This window comes from Alicyclobacillus fructus, from assembly GCF_017329605.1.
Classification (GTDB): domain Bacteria; phylum Bacillota; class Bacilli; order Alicyclobacillales; family Alicyclobacillaceae; genus Alicyclobacillus; species Alicyclobacillus fructus.
Genome location: NZ_JAFMTY010000003.1, coordinates 12,535 through 29,529, shown reverse-complemented (window position 1 = coordinate 29,529; position 16,995 = coordinate 12,535). Strand labels below are relative to the sequence as shown.

The 16,995-nt window shown below is 63.8% G+C and carries 20 protein-coding genes; 1 reads left to right on the top strand and 19 read right to left on the bottom strand.

The genetic code is table 11. The features are described from left to right. Positions 1 to 53: 53 nt before the first annotated feature. The 10 genes from atpE to J3481_RS01800 form a co-directional block, all read right to left on the bottom strand. Positions 54 to 302 (bottom strand): ATP synthase F0 subunit C, encoded by a 249-nt coding sequence (gene atpE / locus J3481_RS01845; protein ID WP_236011005.1) that lies wholly within the window; start codon positions 300 to 302, stop codon positions 54 to 56. Positions 303 to 369: 67 nt separating this feature from the next. After that, positions 370 to 1,134 carry a F0F1 ATP synthase subunit A gene (gene atpB, locus J3481_RS01840; protein WP_206830661.1) on the bottom strand — a complete coding sequence of 255 codons (765 nt, stop codon included), beginning with the start codon at positions 1,132 to 1,134 and terminating at the stop codon, positions 370 to 372. A gap of 18 nt (positions 1,135 to 1,152) precedes the next feature. Then, positions 1,153 to 1,548 carry a hypothetical protein gene (locus J3481_RS01835; protein ID WP_206830662.1) on the bottom strand — a complete coding sequence of 132 codons (396 nt, stop codon included), beginning with the start codon at positions 1,546 to 1,548 and terminating at the stop codon, positions 1,153 to 1,155. Next, entirely contained in the window at positions 1,545 to 1,805 is a 261-nt protein-coding gene (locus tag J3481_RS01830) for a hypothetical protein (RefSeq protein WP_236011004.1), read from the bottom strand. Before J3481_RS01830 ends, J3481_RS01835 begins: the two co-directional genes overlap by 4 nt. Before the next feature lie 385 nt (positions 1,806 to 2,190). Continuing rightward, positions 2,191 to 3,306: a non-hydrolyzing UDP-N-acetylglucosamine 2-epimerase gene (wecB, locus tag J3481_RS01825; RefSeq protein WP_236011022.1), complete on the bottom strand. Its 1,116-nt coding sequence runs from the start codon at positions 3,304 to 3,306 to the stop codon at positions 2,191 to 2,193. A 109-nt stretch (positions 3,307 to 3,415) separates the two neighbouring features. Beyond that, positions 3,416 to 4,045 (bottom strand): uracil phosphoribosyltransferase, encoded by a 630-nt coding sequence (gene upp, locus J3481_RS01820; protein ID WP_206830666.1) that lies wholly within the window; start codon positions 4,043 to 4,045, stop codon positions 3,416 to 3,418. Positions 4,046 to 4,111: 66 nt separating this feature from the next. Further along, the gene (locus J3481_RS01815; RefSeq protein WP_206830667.1) at positions 4,112 to 5,368 is read right to left on the bottom strand and encodes a serine hydroxymethyltransferase; all 1,257 of its coding nucleotides are present in this window, start codon (positions 5,366 to 5,368) and stop codon (positions 4,112 to 4,114) included. Positions 5,369 to 5,508: 140 nt separating this feature from the next. Then, positions 5,509 to 6,135: a TIGR01440 family protein gene (locus J3481_RS01810; protein WP_206830668.1), complete on the bottom strand. Its 627-nt coding sequence runs from the start codon at positions 6,133 to 6,135 to the stop codon at positions 5,509 to 5,511. Beyond that, positions 6,110 to 6,634, bottom strand: a complete 525-nt coding sequence (locus J3481_RS01805; protein ID WP_206830669.1) for a low molecular weight protein arginine phosphatase — start codon at positions 6,632 to 6,634, stop codon at positions 6,110 to 6,112. Before J3481_RS01805 ends, J3481_RS01810 begins: the two co-directional genes overlap by 26 nt. A gap of 90 nt (positions 6,635 to 6,724) precedes the next feature. Then, positions 6,725 to 7,279, bottom strand: a complete 555-nt coding sequence (locus J3481_RS01800; RefSeq protein ID WP_206830670.1) for a manganese efflux pump MntP — start codon at positions 7,277 to 7,279, stop codon at positions 6,725 to 6,727. A 123-nt stretch (positions 7,280 to 7,402) separates the two neighbouring features. On the opposite strand from J3481_RS01800, the gene J3481_RS01795 reads away from it, so the two are divergent. After that, the gene (locus J3481_RS01795; protein WP_328702032.1) at positions 7,403 to 8,203 is read left to right on the top strand and encodes an NlpC/P60 family protein; all 801 of its coding nucleotides are present in this window, start codon (positions 7,403 to 7,405) and stop codon (positions 8,201 to 8,203) included. 9 nt (positions 8,204 to 8,212) lie between these two features. Here the strand turns inward: J3481_RS01795 and J3481_RS01790 are convergent, their stop codons facing one another. From J3481_RS01790 to rho, 9 genes are all read right to left on the bottom strand, one after another. Beyond that, entirely contained in the window at positions 8,213 to 8,980 is a 768-nt protein-coding gene (locus tag J3481_RS01790; protein WP_206830671.1) for a YoaK family protein, read from the bottom strand. A 259-nt stretch (positions 8,981 to 9,239) separates the two neighbouring features. Continuing rightward, on the bottom strand, positions 9,240 to 9,947 hold the full coding sequence (locus J3481_RS01785) for a hypothetical protein (protein ID WP_206830672.1): 708 nt from the start codon (positions 9,945 to 9,947) through the stop codon (positions 9,240 to 9,242). 183 nt (positions 9,948 to 10,130) lie between these two features. After that, positions 10,131 to 10,298 carry a hypothetical protein gene (locus tag J3481_RS01780; protein WP_236011003.1) on the bottom strand — a complete coding sequence of 56 codons (168 nt, stop codon included), beginning with the start codon at positions 10,296 to 10,298 and terminating at the stop codon, positions 10,131 to 10,133. Between the two features lie 165 nt (positions 10,299 to 10,463). Beyond that, entirely contained in the window at positions 10,464 to 11,549 is a 1,086-nt protein-coding gene (locus J3481_RS01775; protein WP_206830678.1) for an L-threonylcarbamoyladenylate synthase, read from the bottom strand. Positions 11,550 to 11,571: 22 nt separating this feature from the next. After that, positions 11,572 to 12,270 carry a stage II sporulation protein R gene (spoIIR, locus tag J3481_RS01770; RefSeq protein WP_206830682.1) on the bottom strand — a complete coding sequence of 233 codons (699 nt, stop codon included), beginning with the start codon at positions 12,268 to 12,270 and terminating at the stop codon, positions 11,572 to 11,574. 82 nt (positions 12,271 to 12,352) lie between these two features. Next, entirely contained in the window at positions 12,353 to 13,291 is a 939-nt protein-coding gene (gene prmC, locus J3481_RS01765; protein WP_206830690.1) for a peptide chain release factor N(5)-glutamine methyltransferase, read from the bottom strand. Beyond that, positions 13,288 to 14,358, bottom strand: a complete 1,071-nt coding sequence (prfA, locus tag J3481_RS01760) for a peptide chain release factor 1 (RefSeq protein WP_206830692.1) — start codon at positions 14,356 to 14,358, stop codon at positions 13,288 to 13,290. Before prfA ends, prmC begins: the two co-directional genes overlap by 4 nt. A 156-nt stretch (positions 14,359 to 14,514) precedes the next feature. Continuing rightward, on the bottom strand, positions 14,515 to 14,730 hold the full coding sequence (gene rpmE / locus J3481_RS01755; RefSeq protein ID WP_076345645.1) for a 50S ribosomal protein L31: 216 nt from the start codon (positions 14,728 to 14,730) through the stop codon (positions 14,515 to 14,517). A 701-nt stretch (positions 14,731 to 15,431) separates the two neighbouring features. After that, entirely contained in the window at positions 15,432 to 16,736 is a 1,305-nt protein-coding gene (gene rho, locus J3481_RS01750) for a transcription termination factor Rho (protein ID WP_206830693.1), read from the bottom strand. Positions 16,737 to 16,995: the final 259 nt, after the last annotated feature.

Here is a 16,995-nt window from a genome sequence, read left to right as displayed (position 1 = left end):
TTGGCATCCGGCTCACACGAGCGCCCGGCCAAAACCGCCGGGCGCGAAAGGCATCAGAACGCGCCCTTCGTAAAGAGGATGATGATACCGAACGCCAGCGCGATGACCGGGAACGCCTCGACCAACGCGACGCCAAGGAGCGCGCTGCCGAAGATGGAACCGCGCGCTTCGGGTTGACGGGCCACGCCTTCGACGTATTTGCTCATAACCATACCGTCGCCCACGCCGGAACCGACGGCAGCCAAACCGAGCAGAAGCGCCACCGCGATGTCGTAAATCGCCTTGATCATGTCGAGTTGCATCAGTCTGTTCCTCCTTTGGTTATGGACGTAAACTTCGTTCGCGCAAGCCCTTGCGGACGCCGCGCCATCAATGCTGGCTGTCCGCCTCAAACGACTTCATACCAATGTACAGGCACATCAGGATGCTGAACACGTAAGCTTGAATGGTCGCGACAAAGCCGCTGTACAGCAGCCACAGGATGATGAACGGCAGTTGCCATGGAATGAAGTGAAACGCGAACGGCGCGCGCAGCAGAAGGCCGAGAAGGATCTCGCCGGCAAAAATGTTGCCGAAAAGTCGCATGCCGTGCGTCAGCGGATTTGTGATTTCCTCCAGCAACCCAAACGGGAAGTGGCGGAGCAGATGGCGAAACCACTTCGCGGGATGCCTGAGCCCCCGCGCGTGGCTAATCACCCACACCATGATGGCGAGTCCAAGCGCCATGCTCATGTTGGACGTGGGAGAGTCAAACAGCTCCACGTCCCCCTTGGAGGTCTGCAGGTCGGACGGACTCAGCCCCCAGACGTGCGCATGCGGATCAAAGTGCACCGTGATGGACATGATGAGCCCGAGCCAGTTGGCGACGAACAGAAAGAGCAGCGTGATGAACGCGAGGGGTCGCACAAACCGCCGCGACTCATCGCTCGGCATCACGTCTTTCGCCATGCTCTCCGAGAAATCGAAGGCCCATTCCACGAGGTTCTGCAGCCCACGCGGGTGACGCATGTCCATCCGCGCCACGGCCAAGCGCAACAAGATGAACACGATGAGCCCCGTCAGGAAGATGGTCGCGATCACGACGACGTTCGTCTGCCAGATGGTCCCCGGGAATAACGTCGGGAAGACCGGCACGTTTTCACCTTCTTTCCGTCATGGGTGTTGATCAGGCGGGTTCTTGGCATACCGATACATCCCAATGATGATGAACACAAAGCTCAGCGCGTACCCGGCCAGGGCCGCATAGGGATTGAACAGCGCCCGGAACTTCAGCGCAATCACCATGATGACGACGATGAGCGCAAGCCGCGCAAACATGCCCGCCATCCCAGAGGCGAAGAGCAGCGTTCCCTGAACGTTGTCGTTCAAATGCCCCTGGCGGATCATGCTGAAGATGACGAACAGGCCGCCCAACTCACCCAGCAACAGGCCGCTGAAGACGGGACGCAACTCCCTGAACACAGCCACGCAAAGCGCGGTCAACAACATCAGCCCGAGCCACGACCACTGGATGGCCCGAAGGCGCTTCATGAGGGAATTCGCACTCATCGTCGGTCTCCTAGAACCTGTTTGACGAGGAACGCAAGCCCCGACACTCCGGCGATCACGCCCAGCACCACCCCGGCGACGGTCGGCCACAGCCGATGGACATGCTGACTGACGACATGTCCCACAAACCCCAGGCCGACGATGCACCCAGCGAGTTGCAGCGTGGCGCCTGAGTAGACGGCAAACAACGTCCAGTCACTCGGCTGCTTGCGCGCAGAACGCGCCTCGTTGCGGTCTTCGTCTGCGAACGCACACACCACCTAGAACAGATTGAAGAGAGGGACAAACTTGTGTGATGCAAGAGACTGAGTGGAGCTTTTGCAACATTCCACCACATACCTATAGAGTTTCCGCTTGCAAGCTAGGATAACCATTGCAAGGAAGGCGTTTCCAGAAATGGGCGCGCTAGCTCACCCTTCTCGTAGGGTGAAACGCCTGTTTGTATGGTGAAATGCCAGAACCCTCGCCTATAGTACACTAGCCCAAAATTCAATGTCAACGCGGAAACCCTGCGGAATACCCGGGATTTTGCCCGGCTGTCCCGGATTGTTCACAAAATCCTCGCCGGGCGATTCGCGGCATCGAAGCTGAATTCACAATTCCACAATTGGAATTGAAAGCGGAAGCATATACTGGTAATCCTCAGCGGAGTTGAAACGGTCCGTCGGATTCCAGGTACCGAAACGGCTGCGGCCTTTCCCCGAGCCCGAAGTGGTACAGGATGGCCTGCACGATGCGCTCGGAAGCCCGGCCGTCTCCATACGGGTTTTTCCGGCCCGCCATGTCGCGGTATGCCGCCTCGTCCGTCAGCAATCGCTTCGCCTCCGCGAAGATGACCTCCTCGTCCGTCCCCACAAGCCGAAGCGTCCCAGCTTCAATGCCTTCCGGCCGCTCGGTCGTGTCTCGCAGCACAAGAACCGGCACACCCAAAGACGGCGCCTCCTCCTGGATGCCACCGGAATCCGTGAGGATGAGCGTGGAGCGAGCCATGAAGTTGTGGTTGTCGATCACGCCAAGCGGATCGAGCAGATGAATCCGCGGATGGCCGCCGAGGATGGAAAACACGGTATCTCGCACGCGCGGGTTCAGGTGAACCGGGTAGACCAAGTGGAGATCGTCACTGAGGTCGACCACGCGGCGGGCGGCTCGGCAGATGTTCTCGAGCTTCTCGCCCCAGTTCTCGCGGCGATGGCTCGTCATGTAGATCAGGCGCGCGCCCTTGGGCATGCCGTCCAGCACAGGATGGGTGTAGCCCTCGCGGACGGTCGTGCGCATCGCATCGATGGCGGTGTTGCCGGTGACGAAGATGGCGTCCTCCGGTCGCCCCTCCTGCCGGAGATGGGCGGCGGCGACATCCGTCGGCGCAAAGAACAAGTCACACAGCACGTCGGTCAACTGGCGGTTCATCTCTTCCGGGAACGGACTGTACTTGCGGTAGGTCCGAAGCCCGGCTTCCACGTGTCCAATGGCGATTTGTTGGTAGAACGCCGCCAAACTGGCCGCGAAGGTCGTGGTGGTATCGCCGTGAACCAGCACCAGATCGGGCTTCCGGCGCTCGAGCACGGCTTCCAGCCCCGCGAGCGCCTTCACCGTGATGGTCGCCAGCGTCTGCTTGGGTTCCATGATGTCGAGATCGTCGTCCACGCGAATCGAGAAGACGTCCAGCACCTGATCCAGCATCTCGCGGTGCTGCGCCGTGACACACACCAGCGATTCGATCTGCGGATGCGCCTCGAGCGCCTGCACGAGCGGCGCCATCTTAATGGCCTCTGGCCTCGTCCCAAAGACGGTGAGCACGCGGACGGGCGTTGCTTTCAAAGGCAGGACCCCCTCTTCATCTTTCCCGAGCTCGTCCGAGCGAAGCCGTCTACTTCGTCCCGAAGAGGCGATCGCCTGCGTCGCCGAGGCCGGGGACGATGTAGCCGTGATCGTTCAGATGGTCGTCCACGGCGGCCAGATAGATATCGACGTCCGGATGGTGCTCCTGAACCGCCCGGATCCCTTCGGGAACCCCGACCAGGCACATGAGCTTCGGGCGCTGAGCGCCGCGTTCCTTCACCGCGCGAAGCGCCGCCACCGCGGATCCCCCCGTGGCGAGCATCGGATCGACCACGTACACATCCCGCTCCTCCAGATGAGCCGGGAGCTTGCAGTAGTACTCGACGGGCATCAGCGTATCCGGGTCTCGGTACAGCCCGATATGACCGACTTTCGCGCCGGGGATCAAGTTCAAAATGCCTTCCACCATGCCGAGCCCGGCGCGCAGGACGGGCACGATGGCGAGCGTCTTGCCCGCGATGACCTTCGCGGAGGCCACGCCCACCGGCGTCTCCACGGTAACCTCCTGCAACGGCAGGTCGCGCGTGATTTCGTACACCATGAGCATCGCGACCTCCTGCACGAGGGCTCGAAACTCCTTGGTCCCCGTGTTCTTGTCGCGAATCAGGGTCAACTTGTGCTGAATGAGGGGATGGTCAAGCACATGCACCTGTCCCAAGCGAAAAACGCTCCTTTGTCGAAAATGGGGCCGCCCGGGCGGGCGGCTCTCAACAAGTTTGCAGGTTCAGTCGACGTACGACAAGGCCGGATAGAGCGGGAACCGAGCCGTCAAGCTGTCCACGCGCGCCCGGGCCTCTCGCTTGACCTCGTCGTTGAAGTCCCCGAGCAGCACGAGCTTGAAGATCTCGGCGATCTCCCGCATCGCGCCCTCGTCCATGCCCCTTGCCGTCGCGGCGGGCGTGCCCACGCGGATGCCGCTTGTGACCATGGGGCTCTCCGGATCGAACGGGATGGCGTTCTTGTTCACCGTGATGCCGATCTCGTCGAGCCGGCGCTCGGCTTCCTTGCCCGTCAGCCCCGCGCTGCGCACGTCGATGAGCATCAGGTGGTTGTCGGTACCGCCGGACACGAGGCGGAAGCCGTATCCCTGGAGCGCCTCCGCGAGCGCCTTGGCATTTTTGACAATCTGCGCTTGATACGCCTTGAATTCCGGCTTCAGAGCCTCACCGAACGCGACGGCCTTCGCCGCGATGACGTGCATGAGCGGCCCGCCCTGCACGCCCGGGAAGTTGGTCTTGTCGATCAGTTTCGCGACGTCCTTCTGGCACAGGATGAAACCGCCGCGCGGGCCCCTGAGCGTCTTGTGGGTGGTGGACGTCACGAAATGCGCGTACGGCACGGGAGACGGATGCAGCCCCGCCGCGACGAGCCCCGCGATGTGCGCCATATCCACCATGAGGTACGCCCCGACCTCATCCGCAATCTCGCGCATGCGCTCAAAGTCGATCACGCGCGGATACGCGCTCGCGCCGGCCACGATCATCTTCGGGCGATGCTCCTTCGCGACCTTGAGCACCTCGTCGTAATCGATCCGATGCGTCTCGGGATCGACCCCATAGGATACGAACTTGTACAGTTGTCCGGAGAAATTCACCGGGCTCCCGTGCGTCAGGTGGCCTCCGTGCGCCAGGTTCATGCCGAGCACGGTGTCGCCAGGCTTCAACACGCTGAAGTAGACCGTCATGTTGGCCTGCGATCCGCTGTGCGGCTGAACGTTCGCGTACTCGGCGCCGAACAGCTCCTTGACGCGATCGATGGCGATGCGCTCGACCACGTCCACGTGCTCGCAGCCACCGTAGTACCGCCGCCCTGGGTAGCCTTCCGCGTATTTGTTGGTCAGAACCGAGCCAAGGGCCGCGAGGACGGCCTCGCTGACAAAGTTTTCTGAAGCGATGAGTTCGATGTTTCGCTGCTGCCGCCGGAGTTCGGCCTGCATCGCCGCCGCGACATCCGGGTCAACCTGCTGCAGAAGGGTGGTCAAACCTGCGCAACTCCTTTCATCCAGCGCCACATGGGATAGGACGCCGCGATTCACATTCATCTTACGGTTCGAACCCAGGGCGCACAAGCCCCGGACCAGGCGCCGCGCGGGAATCTCGGAGGCTGAAGGACTCGACTCGATCACGCGTCCGCCCGAGGCGGGGTGTCGAGCGACATTCGCCGCCGCGCCTCGTCGCGATCGTACACGGCGCGGGCGCCGCCGATGAGGGGCGGGCGGGATCGCGCCATGACGACGTGCGCCCGCCCAATCTCGCGCACCGGCCCGCGCACGGGCACCACCACGGGCCGCAGGTGCATCCCAATCAACGTGTCGCCGATGTCGATCCCGGCATCCGCGGAAACCGAGCTCACGAGGCAGGGTTCTGCCATGGCCCAGTAGGCCGCGGCCGCCGCCGCGCCGCCCGCGCCGGGAACCGGGATGGCCGTGACCTCCTCGAGGCCCCGCGCAAGGGCCACCCGCCGCTCCACCACGAGCGCTCGATTCAAATGCTCGCAACACTGAAACGCCACGTCGCACCCCTGCGCTCGCGCAAACGCCAACGCCACCTCCGCAATGGCGCGCCCCACGGCAACCGACGTCGCGGTCCCGATGCGCTCGCCGGCCACCTCGCTCGTGGACGCGCCGATGACCAGCAGTTTGCCCGGGCCAAGATCCGCTTCCTGCGCGAGATGAGCCAGGACGACTGGCAGATGGCGCCTGACGGCCTCGACGGACTCGGCCTCAATCGGCTTGCTCGGCTGTGTCACCGCCGCCCTCTCCCTTCCCTCCGCCGGATTCGGCACCGCTCTCCCGAAGCAGCCGCGCAAACGCGCGGTCGACAAGCGCCGCGAGTTGCTCCGCGCAAGCCTCGTATTCCTGCTCCCCGCCTCCGAACGGATCGGCCACGTCCTGCGCCTCTTCCTCGGGCACCTCATGCGCGAAAGCGTAAATCGTGTGCACTTTCTCGGCGAGCTCGGGGAACACGTCGACAAGGGCCTGCCGGTGCGATCGCGACATGGTCAGGACGAGATCGGCCTCGCGCAACATCTCCCTCGTCAAACGTTTGGCCGCGTGCCCTTCCGCAGGGACCTGCCGCCGCGCGAGCGCCTGGGCCGCGTGCTCGGTCATCGGGACGCCTTCCATGGCCATCAGGCCCGCAGAATCGACCTTCCAACCCAGCGCGCGATCTTCGACAAGCCTACGCAAGAAGGCCGCAGCCATGGGACTGCGGCATGTGTTTCCGGTGCAGACAAAGAGAATATGCATCGTTTCCTCCACACTTTTGGACTTCGTTTATTTCTACGTTTGCCTTCAGTATAGGGGGTTCCCGCGGCGGTCGCAAATGAGGGACGCGGCTCACACGAGCCACATGAGGCCACAGAAAATCAGGATGGCGCTCCCTGCCATTTCACCGAAGCGACCGAAGGCGCGACCGAACCGCCTGCCGATCAACAGGCCCGCGCCGCACATCAGGGTGCTGGCCAACCCGAACGCCAGGGCCGAGGTCACGCCGTAGGCCACGGTCTTCAGCCCGAGCCCAAAGCCGACCGAGAGGGCGTCAATGGAGACGCTCGCGGCGAAGGTCATGCGTCCCAGCCAATTGCCAAGCGGCCGCGGAGGAGGCCCTTCTGATTTTTTCCACGTATGATAGGCCATCTGCACGCCAAGCCCCAGGACCACGACGGCCGCAAACCAGCGCGCCACATGTCCCAGATAATGGCCCACGAGATCGCCGGCGGCGACGCCGACGAGCGTGAGAACGACGTGCCAGACACCGATGGTCACCGCGAGTTCCAGGCCCTGTTTGCGCGTGATGGCGCCAAGCCCCACGCCGATGCTCAAGGAAAGCGCGTCCATCCCGAGCGCCAGAGCCATCATGGCGATCTCGATCGCCGCCTGCAGATTGGACAACGGGGCCCCCTCCTTTGCACGTCTCCATCTATATGCGCGGCCTGTCCGCGCCATGCTGAGGAGGATAGGGAGCTCCATGATCAAGCATACTACCCATGAACAACCATGCGGGAGGTGGCGTCGGTGCGAGGGCGTTGGATCGTGGGCAGCGCCGCGTTGGGCCTGTCGGCCATGCTGAGTTTTGCGCCCTCGGTTTGCGCGGGCCCGCCGCTGTGGCGGATTGAGGAGACCATCGAGGACAAGAATGCCGGCGAGATCACGCTGGTGGTCAAGGCGGATCCCCGAGCTGCAGGCGACAGCGCCTTGGTGCTCACGCCCGAGGCGGTGGACAATTACGTGCGGGCCCACCCGTGGCTGGCGAACCCGCGCCGCGCCGTCTGCAGGACCGAGGACGGCCGAACGGTGCTCGTCAAGGAATTCGGCCGCGATCGCCGAGTCGAACCCGCCGTCGACGGCGAGCGCGCCGAAATGGCGGTTGGGCCGTCGCTTTCCGAGCCCCCGCCCGGGGTATCGCTCGATCCGTCGGCGCAGGCGAGGCGCTCAGACTCCGAAGCCGTCAAGACTGCCGCCGTGCTGCAGGTCGCGGAGTCGCTCATCGGCACGCCGCTCGCATGGGGTGCGGATCCCGCGACGGGATATTGCGATCCGGCCACCTTTGTCGCGGCCGTCTACCGCCGGGCGCTCGGCTACCGCGTGCCCACCACGCTTTGCGGGCTCTGGGAATCCACGGGCGTCAGCGTGCCCGTGTGGGACGTTCGGCCTGGCGATCTCGTCCTTCTCGACCGAGGGGAGCTCGTCGGCATTTATGTGGGCGCGGACGAGATCGCGGCGTGCGATCCGTCCGCTGGCGAAGTGGTGCGCATGAGCGTGGGGCCCTCGAGCGGGCTCACGGCCCGCATCGCGGACGTGCGCCGATTGTTTTGAAGCGCGGCGTCACCGGCCGGCGGCCGGGCGGCGGACTTCGGCGGGCACCCTCTTGGCTCTCGTCTGATAGAGTCCGAACGCAATGGTGATGACGACGAGCCCCACGGGCAGCGCCATCTCGTTGTACCCGGCGCGAAGGATCACGAGGCTCGCGATGCCCGCGCCGACGCCATAGATCACCACCGCCAGCACCCACATCCAGATAAGCCACGGTTTGGTGGGATCAAACGGCTCTTGCCGATCGCGGCGCGAAGGCGCGAGGCCCATCGCTTTCCACACCAGCGTCTCCATCAGTCCAGTGGTGGTACTGGTGATGACCGTGGTGGTGATGCCGTTCACCCCAACCCTCCGCGCCATCGATCCCTGTGCGCCCATGGCGAAGGCGAGCACGAACAGGAGCTCCCCCGTGTGCCGGGACACGCCCGCTTTACCCAGCGCATCCGCCGCGGCCCAAAATGTGACGAGCGCCGCGAGCTCGAGCCAGAGCGCATGGGTCACCGTCCGGGACCAGCCGGACCGCTTCCTCTCGCTCGCCGCGACAAAACCGGACGCAGCGGCGCCGCAAGCGAACCCGATGAGGGCCACGAGATAATGGGCGGCGTGCCGAAAGTCCCCAGTGGCCACCGCGATGCCGCCGAGCACGGTGTTGCCGGTCATCGCCGCCGTGAACACCTGACCGAGCCGCATGAAGCTCATCGCGTCCACACATCCCGACACGGCCGTCAGCACGAGCAGGAACACCCGAGACGAGACAGCCGACATCTCGCGTCGCTCCAAGCCCTCTTCCCCCTCTCCGCCATCTGCGGTCGATTCGCATCCTTGCTTCTGGCGTATCTTCCTTCATCATACCACGGCCAAGCGCCCACAAATCTCTCGCAAAATTCGACGGCGTGCGCGATAATGGGGACGAGATTCGTATATGTAAATGGAGCGGATAGGCCGTGAACAGGAGCCGAGGGTCCAGACGACGGACGGCCAGATGGGTGGCCGCGGGCGCGGGATGTGCCGTTTTGGGGGGCTACGCGTGGTTCATGATCTATGGGTGGAACGCGCAGTGGCAGACGTACGCGATGACCGCCGCCCATTCGCCGTCGGTGTCCAATGCGGCGGGCGCCCGGTCGGCGCAGAATGGAACGGGATCGACCGGCGCGCCAAACGGGGCGGGGACAAACGCCGCGGTCGTCCCCACCAATGAACCCGCCTGGTCGCCGAACGAACAGGTGGCGACGGTGGAAAACCCGCTCACGATGCCGCCAAAGACGCAATCCGTGAGCACATCGTCCGGCGCGGGCGAAGAGACGAGATCGACCGGCCAGTCGGCGACCCTCCCCGCTGCGCCGACGAGCCCGACATCGCCTTCGCCAACCGATTCGAATGGGACAGGCGAAAGCGGATACGGAACCGGAAGCGGGATGAGCGGAACGACCGCGGGGAAGCAAGGGGAGACCGGCGGCGCGTCGAACGAGACCGGAACCAACGTGTCGAGCGGAACCGGGCAGACCGGCGGCGAAACCACCGGAAACTTGAGCGGAAGCAATGCCACCGGCTTCGGCAATACAACGACGGGGCCGTCGTCGCCAAGCGGCGGCACGTCCGGATCCGCGCCGTCGCCGCAAGGGTCCAACAGCGCGTCGCCTGGGACGAGCTCCGCGAACACCGAAGGCGCGCGCACCAGCGAATCCACCACAGGCAACGCGACCGCACAGGCGGTGACCGCGCCTGCGTCGGGGACCCCGGCCAACACCAGCGCGGCGCACTGACCCGCCCGTGCACGCGCGCCTGCTACCTCCCGCGACGCTCGCCATCGCGCCGAGCAGGGCGCGCGACCGATACGACCAACAGGAAGAGGGGCTGCCCCGCGTGCATCCGCACGTTGGGGACAGCCCCTCTTCACCGATCTATGGGAAACGCTGGCCTCACGCCCGCTTCAGGCCGACGTGCGCTGACCTTGGCGAGCGGCAGCCGCGGCGAGAATCGCCTCCGCCTCGCGCGAATCCTCGTGAACCATCCGATCCACCACGCGGTTGCCGATGAGGAGCGCCGAACCCACAACCAGAACAAGTGCGATGGTGATGATCAACAAAGCCAGCTCCATCTTGCTCATCTCCCGCTTTTCATCGTTCTTCCCTGCCGACACCGCCATTATATCCGGCGGATGGAGCGGCATCGGTCGATGAAAGCGGCTTCAGAAGACTTGTCGCACTTTGTTCGAATTGGTGCCGAACTTTCGCCACAGGTGAGGAATCGTTTGGAAGGCCGATCACCCCACCCAGCGCACTCGGCCAGACGACGCCTTGTGCAACCGGTTCATCACCGCCGCACCGATTCCATGCGCGGGATCGACGCCGTGGATCAGGATGTCCGTCGCGCCGGCGCGATCGAAGGCGCGCAACAGGCGGTACAAGTGGCGGGCCAGTTCCTCTGCGTACGCGTCGGCCGGCAACGCGGCCTGCCTCTCCTCCGCCAGCGCCCACCCGAACCGCCGCACGAAGTCGTCGGGCGCGATGAGCGCAGGCACCATCGGATCGTCGTCATCCTGCACGCCCTCCAGGAGAAACGCGCGCATGGCCTCGTCGATGGCCTCCGCTTCTCCCCACCAGACGTGCACCCTCGCCTTCGGGGCGTAATGCCGGTATTTCATGCCCGGCGCAAGCGGCGAGGCGGCGGCATCGAACACATCGGCCGCGTACAGCACCGGCCGGTCGATCACGCTCGCGATCATCTCCTGCGTCACACCTCCGGGGCGGAGGATGCGCGCACAGTCCGGCTCCAACAAGAGCACCGTCGACTCCACACCCCACGCGCACGGCCCGCCGTCGACGAGCCAGTCGATCCGGCCGTCGAGATCGGCCGCCACATCGTCCGCCGTGGTCGGACTGGGCCTGCCGGAGCGATTGGCGCTCGGCGCCGCCACAGGCACGCCCGCCTCGGCGATGAGCGCCCGAGCCACCGGATGATCCGGCATCCGCACGCCGACGAGCGGCTGACCCGGGTGAACGGATGGCGCAAGCCTCGCTCCCGCCGGCAACAGAAGCGTCAGCGGTCCGGGCCAAAACGCGCGCATGAGCCGCCTGACATCCTCGTGCAGCGGCTGGTTTTCATCGATCACGTCGCGAAGATCGGCCTCGCTCGCAATGTGCACGATCAGCGGATTGTCGCGCGGCCGCTCTTTGGCGGCGAAGATGCGCCTCACCGCCTCTTCGTCGAGCGCATTCGCGCCCAGGCCGTAGACCGTTTCGGTGGGAAACGCGACAAGCCCGCCGCGTCGCAAGGACTGGGCGGGTTCCTTCAACATCTCGCGCAATTGCGCCTCGTGGCGTATTCCAGCCACCGTCAACCGTTGCATTCGATCCTCTCCTCGTCGGTCGTCAACGCAAGCGCGCCGTGAGCGCGCGAACGATTTCCTCGGCGTGATCGAGCGTCCAAAGCCGCACCTGCACCTTTTGGGTATGACCGTCGCCTGTCGGGATGGACAGCGTCTCCAGCGGCGGCAGGTCGGGAAAGCCTCCCGTGTTCGGGACGGCGTCGCCTTCGGTGATGTCGATAAAGCAGAGCGGCGGGTACAGCACGCACCACCAGTTGGCGCCTTGTCCTCGTCCCAGCACGATGCGCAGGGCCTCGTACTCGCCCGCAGGGTAGATGACGTTGCCGTATTCCTTGGTGGGGAACGGGACGCGCGCCACCTCCACCTGCACAGGCTCGTCCACGTGCCACGCGGCTTCCACCGCCAACGCGGTCGCTCGGATCTGCGGCACGTGTTCCTCGACGATGGCGCGCGCCTCGGCCTCAGAGTGCGCACCCTGAAGCCAGCCGCCCACGCGTTCGATCACGGCATTGCGCACCGCGAGCTTCAGCGCCTGATCGCGCGGGCTGTCGCTGTTGGCGATGATGCGCAGGCGAAGCGCGTCCGCCGGGATGACAGGCGCGTGCGGCGCGGCAATGCTCGCCAGCACGTCTCCGTCCACGGCCTCCCGCGCGTGGGTGGTGTGCGCCATGGCGGTCCTCGTCAGCACGACCCCCACCAGCACCGCTGCCACAAATCCTGCAAACCGCTTCGCAAACCCCATCGTCCATCCCTCCTGCCGTTCTGGCAGTCAGTATGGACGGGGATGGCGAATCTTAAACGGCTAGCAGCGCGGCGCGATAGATTCAAAGATTCCCAGACTCCGGCGATCCCGGCTCGCGCGTCACGGCGATGACGCGATCGACACCGCGCAGGTCCTTGACCTTGCGCACGCGAAATCCCCGATCTCGCCATGGCGCAAACAGCCGGGCGACCTCCTCGGCCTGGTTGTGCCCCACTTCGAGGAACACGCCCGCCCGGCCGCGGGCCAGGACGTGCGGCGGCAACGCCGCAATTCGCCTGTAAAACTGCAGCCCGTCCTCGCCGCCGTCGAGCGCAAGCCGCGGCTCGTAGTGGCGCACGGAGGGCTCGAGCTGGTCGATCTCGTCCGTGGGAATGTACGGCGGATTGCTGACGATGGCGTGCCACGGGCGGCCTCGCTCCGCCCGCTCGATGAGCCACTCGATGCCGTCCGCAGCCGCCCAGTCGACCACGGCGCCGAGGCGCTCCGCGTTGCGTCGCGCCACCGCCAGCGCGTCCATCGACAGATCCACCGCGGTGACCGATACCCCCGGGCACGCGAGCGCAATCGAGACCGCGATGCAGCCCGACCCGGTCCCCACGTCGATCACGCGCGTCCCGCTCGGCATCCTCTTCAAAAAGCGGATGGCCTCCTCGACCAAGACCTCCGTATCTGGGCGGGGGATGAGACACTCAGGCCCCACCTCAAACGTGCGGCCGTAGAAGTCCTGCTTCCCGAGGACGTAGGCGAGCGGCTCTCCCTGTACTCGCAGCGCCGCCAAGCGGGCTGCCCGCTCCGCAATCTCCTCCGGCACCTCGTCGCCCAACGACTGGAGAAGCTTGACGCGATCCCAACCGAACGCATGCGCCACAATCTGCTCCGCTTCCCGCTCGGCAAGCCGCTTGCGCTCGTCGAGCGGCAACTCTCGGTAGGCCGGTGACTGGGGAAGTTGTTCCGCGATTGCCTTCAACAACCTTGCGACAAAGTACTTGGCCTCGCTCATGCTTCCCTGACCCTCAGCATTTCCGCCTGACTCTCGACGATGAGCGCCTGGATGATCTCGTCCAGCTCACCGTCCAAGACGGCGTCCAGTTTGTGCAATGTCAATCCTATGCGATGATCCGTCACGCGGCTCTGCGGAAAGTTGTACGTGCGAATGCGCTCACTGCGATCGCCCGTGCCCACCTGAAGGCGGCGCTGAGCTGCCACTTCCTCCTGTTGCTCGCGCTGAGCCTTCTCGTACAGGCGCGCGCGCAACACCCGCATCGCTTTTTCCTTATTTTTCAGCTGAGATTTCTCGTCCTGACACGAAACCACGATGCCCGTGGGCAGGTGCGTAATCCGCACCGCCGACTGCGTGGTGTTCACGCTTTGCCCACCGGGCCCCGTCGAGCAGAAGGTGTCGATGCGAAGATCCTTTTCGTGGATCTCCACTTCGACCTCCTCCACCTCGGGCAAGACCGCCACGGTCGCCGTGGACGTGTGGATGCGGCCGCCGGATTCCGTCACAGGAACGCGCTGCACGCGATGCGTGCCGCTCTCGAACTTCAACTTGGCATACGCGCCCTTGCCGTGCACGGCCATCACGACTTCCCGGAAACCGCCCATGTCCGTGTAGCTCGCGTCGATGATCTCCGTCTTCCAGCCGTGCTTTTCGGCGTACCGCTGGTACATCCGCAGCAGTTCTGCGGCGAACAACGCCGCCTCTTCGCCTCCCGCAGCGGCGCGGATTTCCACGAACACGTCCTTGTCGTCGTTTGGATCTTTAGGGAGGAGAAGAATTTGCAGCCGATGTTCCAGGCCCTCCCGCCGACGTTGCAAATCCGCCAATTCCGCTCGGACGAACTCGCGCATTTCGTCATCGAGCTTATCCTGCAACATCGCCTTGGCCTCGTCGATGTTCTGGGTGACCTTCTTCCACTCGCGGTAGACCTCGACCGGCTCCGCCAACTCCGCTTGTTCCTTGGCGTACGACCGGAGCTTCTCCGGCTCGGACACCACGTCCGGCCTGCAGAGAAGCTGGCTCAGGTGTTCATACCGCTCTTCCATGCTCGCCAGCCGTTCGAACATCGACGCACCTCCCTCGCCATCCCCAGCCTCATTCCCAGGTCGGTCCCTCCAGGAATGAAGATCGGGAATCCTCCATGAACAGAAAAAAGCCAAAGCAGGCTCACCCGCCTCTCATAGCGGCCGGTGAGCCAACCATGGCTTGCATCTCCTTCTCGCTCAGCGCTCGCCTTGAGGCTGAAGCCCATACTTGCGGTTGAACCGATCAACTCGGCCGCCCGAATCGACAAACTTCTGCTTGCCGGTGAAGAACGGGTGGCACTTCGAGCAAATCTCCACGCGGATGGACTCCTTGGTCGATCCGGTTTCGAACGTCTCTCCGCAAGCGCACGTCACCGTCACTGTATGGTAGGTCGGATGAATGTCCGGCTTCATCGTTTCACCCCTATCTGCTTGAGCACACTGCGATTGATTATAACAAAAGCTTTCCCTCTTGTCATCCACCCGTACTCCCTCGACCAACATCGGGCCATACGCCACGCCATTCCGAAGCGCGACGGGCCTCCCAGCGCATCGCTGTCGCGCGGACAATTCCAGTGGGAGGCCGATTCACCCATCTCCGCAAGCGGCCCATAGACGCACGTGTCCACAACCGACGGAGGTCTCCACGATCGTAAGAGATTCATACCGCACGGCATTGCTGCGCATGGCTGCGCGCGGATATGCTCAAGATGCGCGCAGGATTCCAAGGGCCCTTGGAACAAGACGCAAGGCCATCAGAGCCAGGCGAGTGAAACGACATGAAACGAAAGGATGGCGAGTTGTGAACAAGCAGCGATTTCTTGCCCGTACGTTGGCTGTCCTTGCCGCATCGGCAGGGTCGGGGAGCGTGTGGATGTGGGCCAGCACCGCCATGGCAAACGCCGTGCAAACGCAGCACAGCGCTCCCGTCCAAGCTGTGTCATCGGCACCATCCGCCCAAAATCAGCCCAGCTTTGTCTTTCTGCCTCCATGGCCCGACGAAGACGAGTGATGCATCGCGCCGCGCCGAAACCATTTTAGCATCCGCTGCGCCCGCGCAGCGTTTGGCCATAGAACCCGCGAACCCCTCCACGCGCCGGAGGGGTTCTTGCGCGTTAGGTCTCGGTCGTGACCGGTTGAGCCGGCGGCTTCTCCGCGCTCGCAACCGGTTTTCGCTCGACGCGATTGAGGCTCAGGCTGTCGAGGAACTCCTTATTGGTCTTATAATGCCGGAACTTGCGCAGGAACATCTCGGTGAAGTCCTGATGGTCACCCATGGACTTGCGAATCGCCCACACTTTTTCCAATTCTTCTTTCGGCATGAGCGCCTCCTCGCGCCGCGTGCCGGATCGGCGGATGTCGATGGAGGGGAACACGCGCTTCTCGGCCAACCTGCGGTCCAGATGCAGTTCCATGTTGCCCGTGCCCTTAAACTCCTCGTAGATGACATCGTCCATGCGCGAACCGGTGTCGATGAGCGCGGTGGCGAGGATGGTCAGGCTTCCGCCCTCCTCGACGTTGCGGGCCGCGCCGAAAAACCGCTTCGGGCGATGGAATGCGGCCGGATCGATACCCCCTGACAACGTGCGGCCCGACGGGGGAACAACGAGGTTGTAAGCGCGGGTCAAACGAGTGAGGCTGTCGAGCAGGATGACCACGTCCTGCTTGTGCTCGACGAGGCGCAACGCCCGCTCGAGGACGAGTTCGGACACCTTGATGTGATTTTCCGGCACTTCGTCAAACGTAGAGGCGATGACCTCGCCCTTGACCGATCTCTGCATGTCGGTGACCTCTTCGGGCCGCTCATCGATGAGCAGGACAAACAGGTGTACGTCCGGATAGTTGGTGGCGATGCTGTGGGCAATCTCCTTCAACAGGACCGTTTTCCCCGCCTTGGGGGGCGCCACAATCATGCCGCGCTGCCCAAAACCGATAGGAGCGAACAGATCAATGAGACGGGTCGCCAGATTTTCCGGTGTCGTCTCGAGAACGATGCGTTCAGAAGGGAAGAGCGGGGTGAGCGCTGCGAAATGAAGCCGTTCGGCCGCAACCTCGGGACTGTAACCGTTCACGGCCTCCACGTGCAACAGACCGAAATAGCGTTCATTCTCCTTGGGCGGACGGACTTTCCCACTCACCAGATCGCCCGTACGAAGGTCGAAGCGCCGAATTTGCGATGCCGCGACATAAATGTCTTCTTGGCTCGGCAGATACCCCACGGGCCGCAGGAAACCGTAGCCTTCCGGCATGATCTCGAGCACGCCCTCGGCGAACATGAGGCCGTCCCGCTCAGCCTGCGCCTTCAGAATGGCAAAAATCAGCTCTTTCTTTTTCATCGATCCATAGTGCGGGATCTGAAATTCTCGAGCATATTTGTATAGATCTGTTAATTTCTTTTCTTCAAGTTCTCGAATGTCCAAGCATCGTCCCTCACAATCCTGTCCCGGCGGCACACGCCGCGCCCGGGCAAAGTTAGACGGCTTGAGGCGGGCTGCAACATGTTATGCGCCTTGCGTCGTCGCGGCTTGTTCTCATACCACTCGGGGACCTGAATCACAGCATGGAAAGAGGCAATCCAGCACGGAACGTGCCATCCAGGTGAAGCCCATTGGAGTCTTCAAGGCGAGGAATGAACGCTGCGCGCGAGGAGCGCGGAGAAGCGAATCCAACGGCTCAACC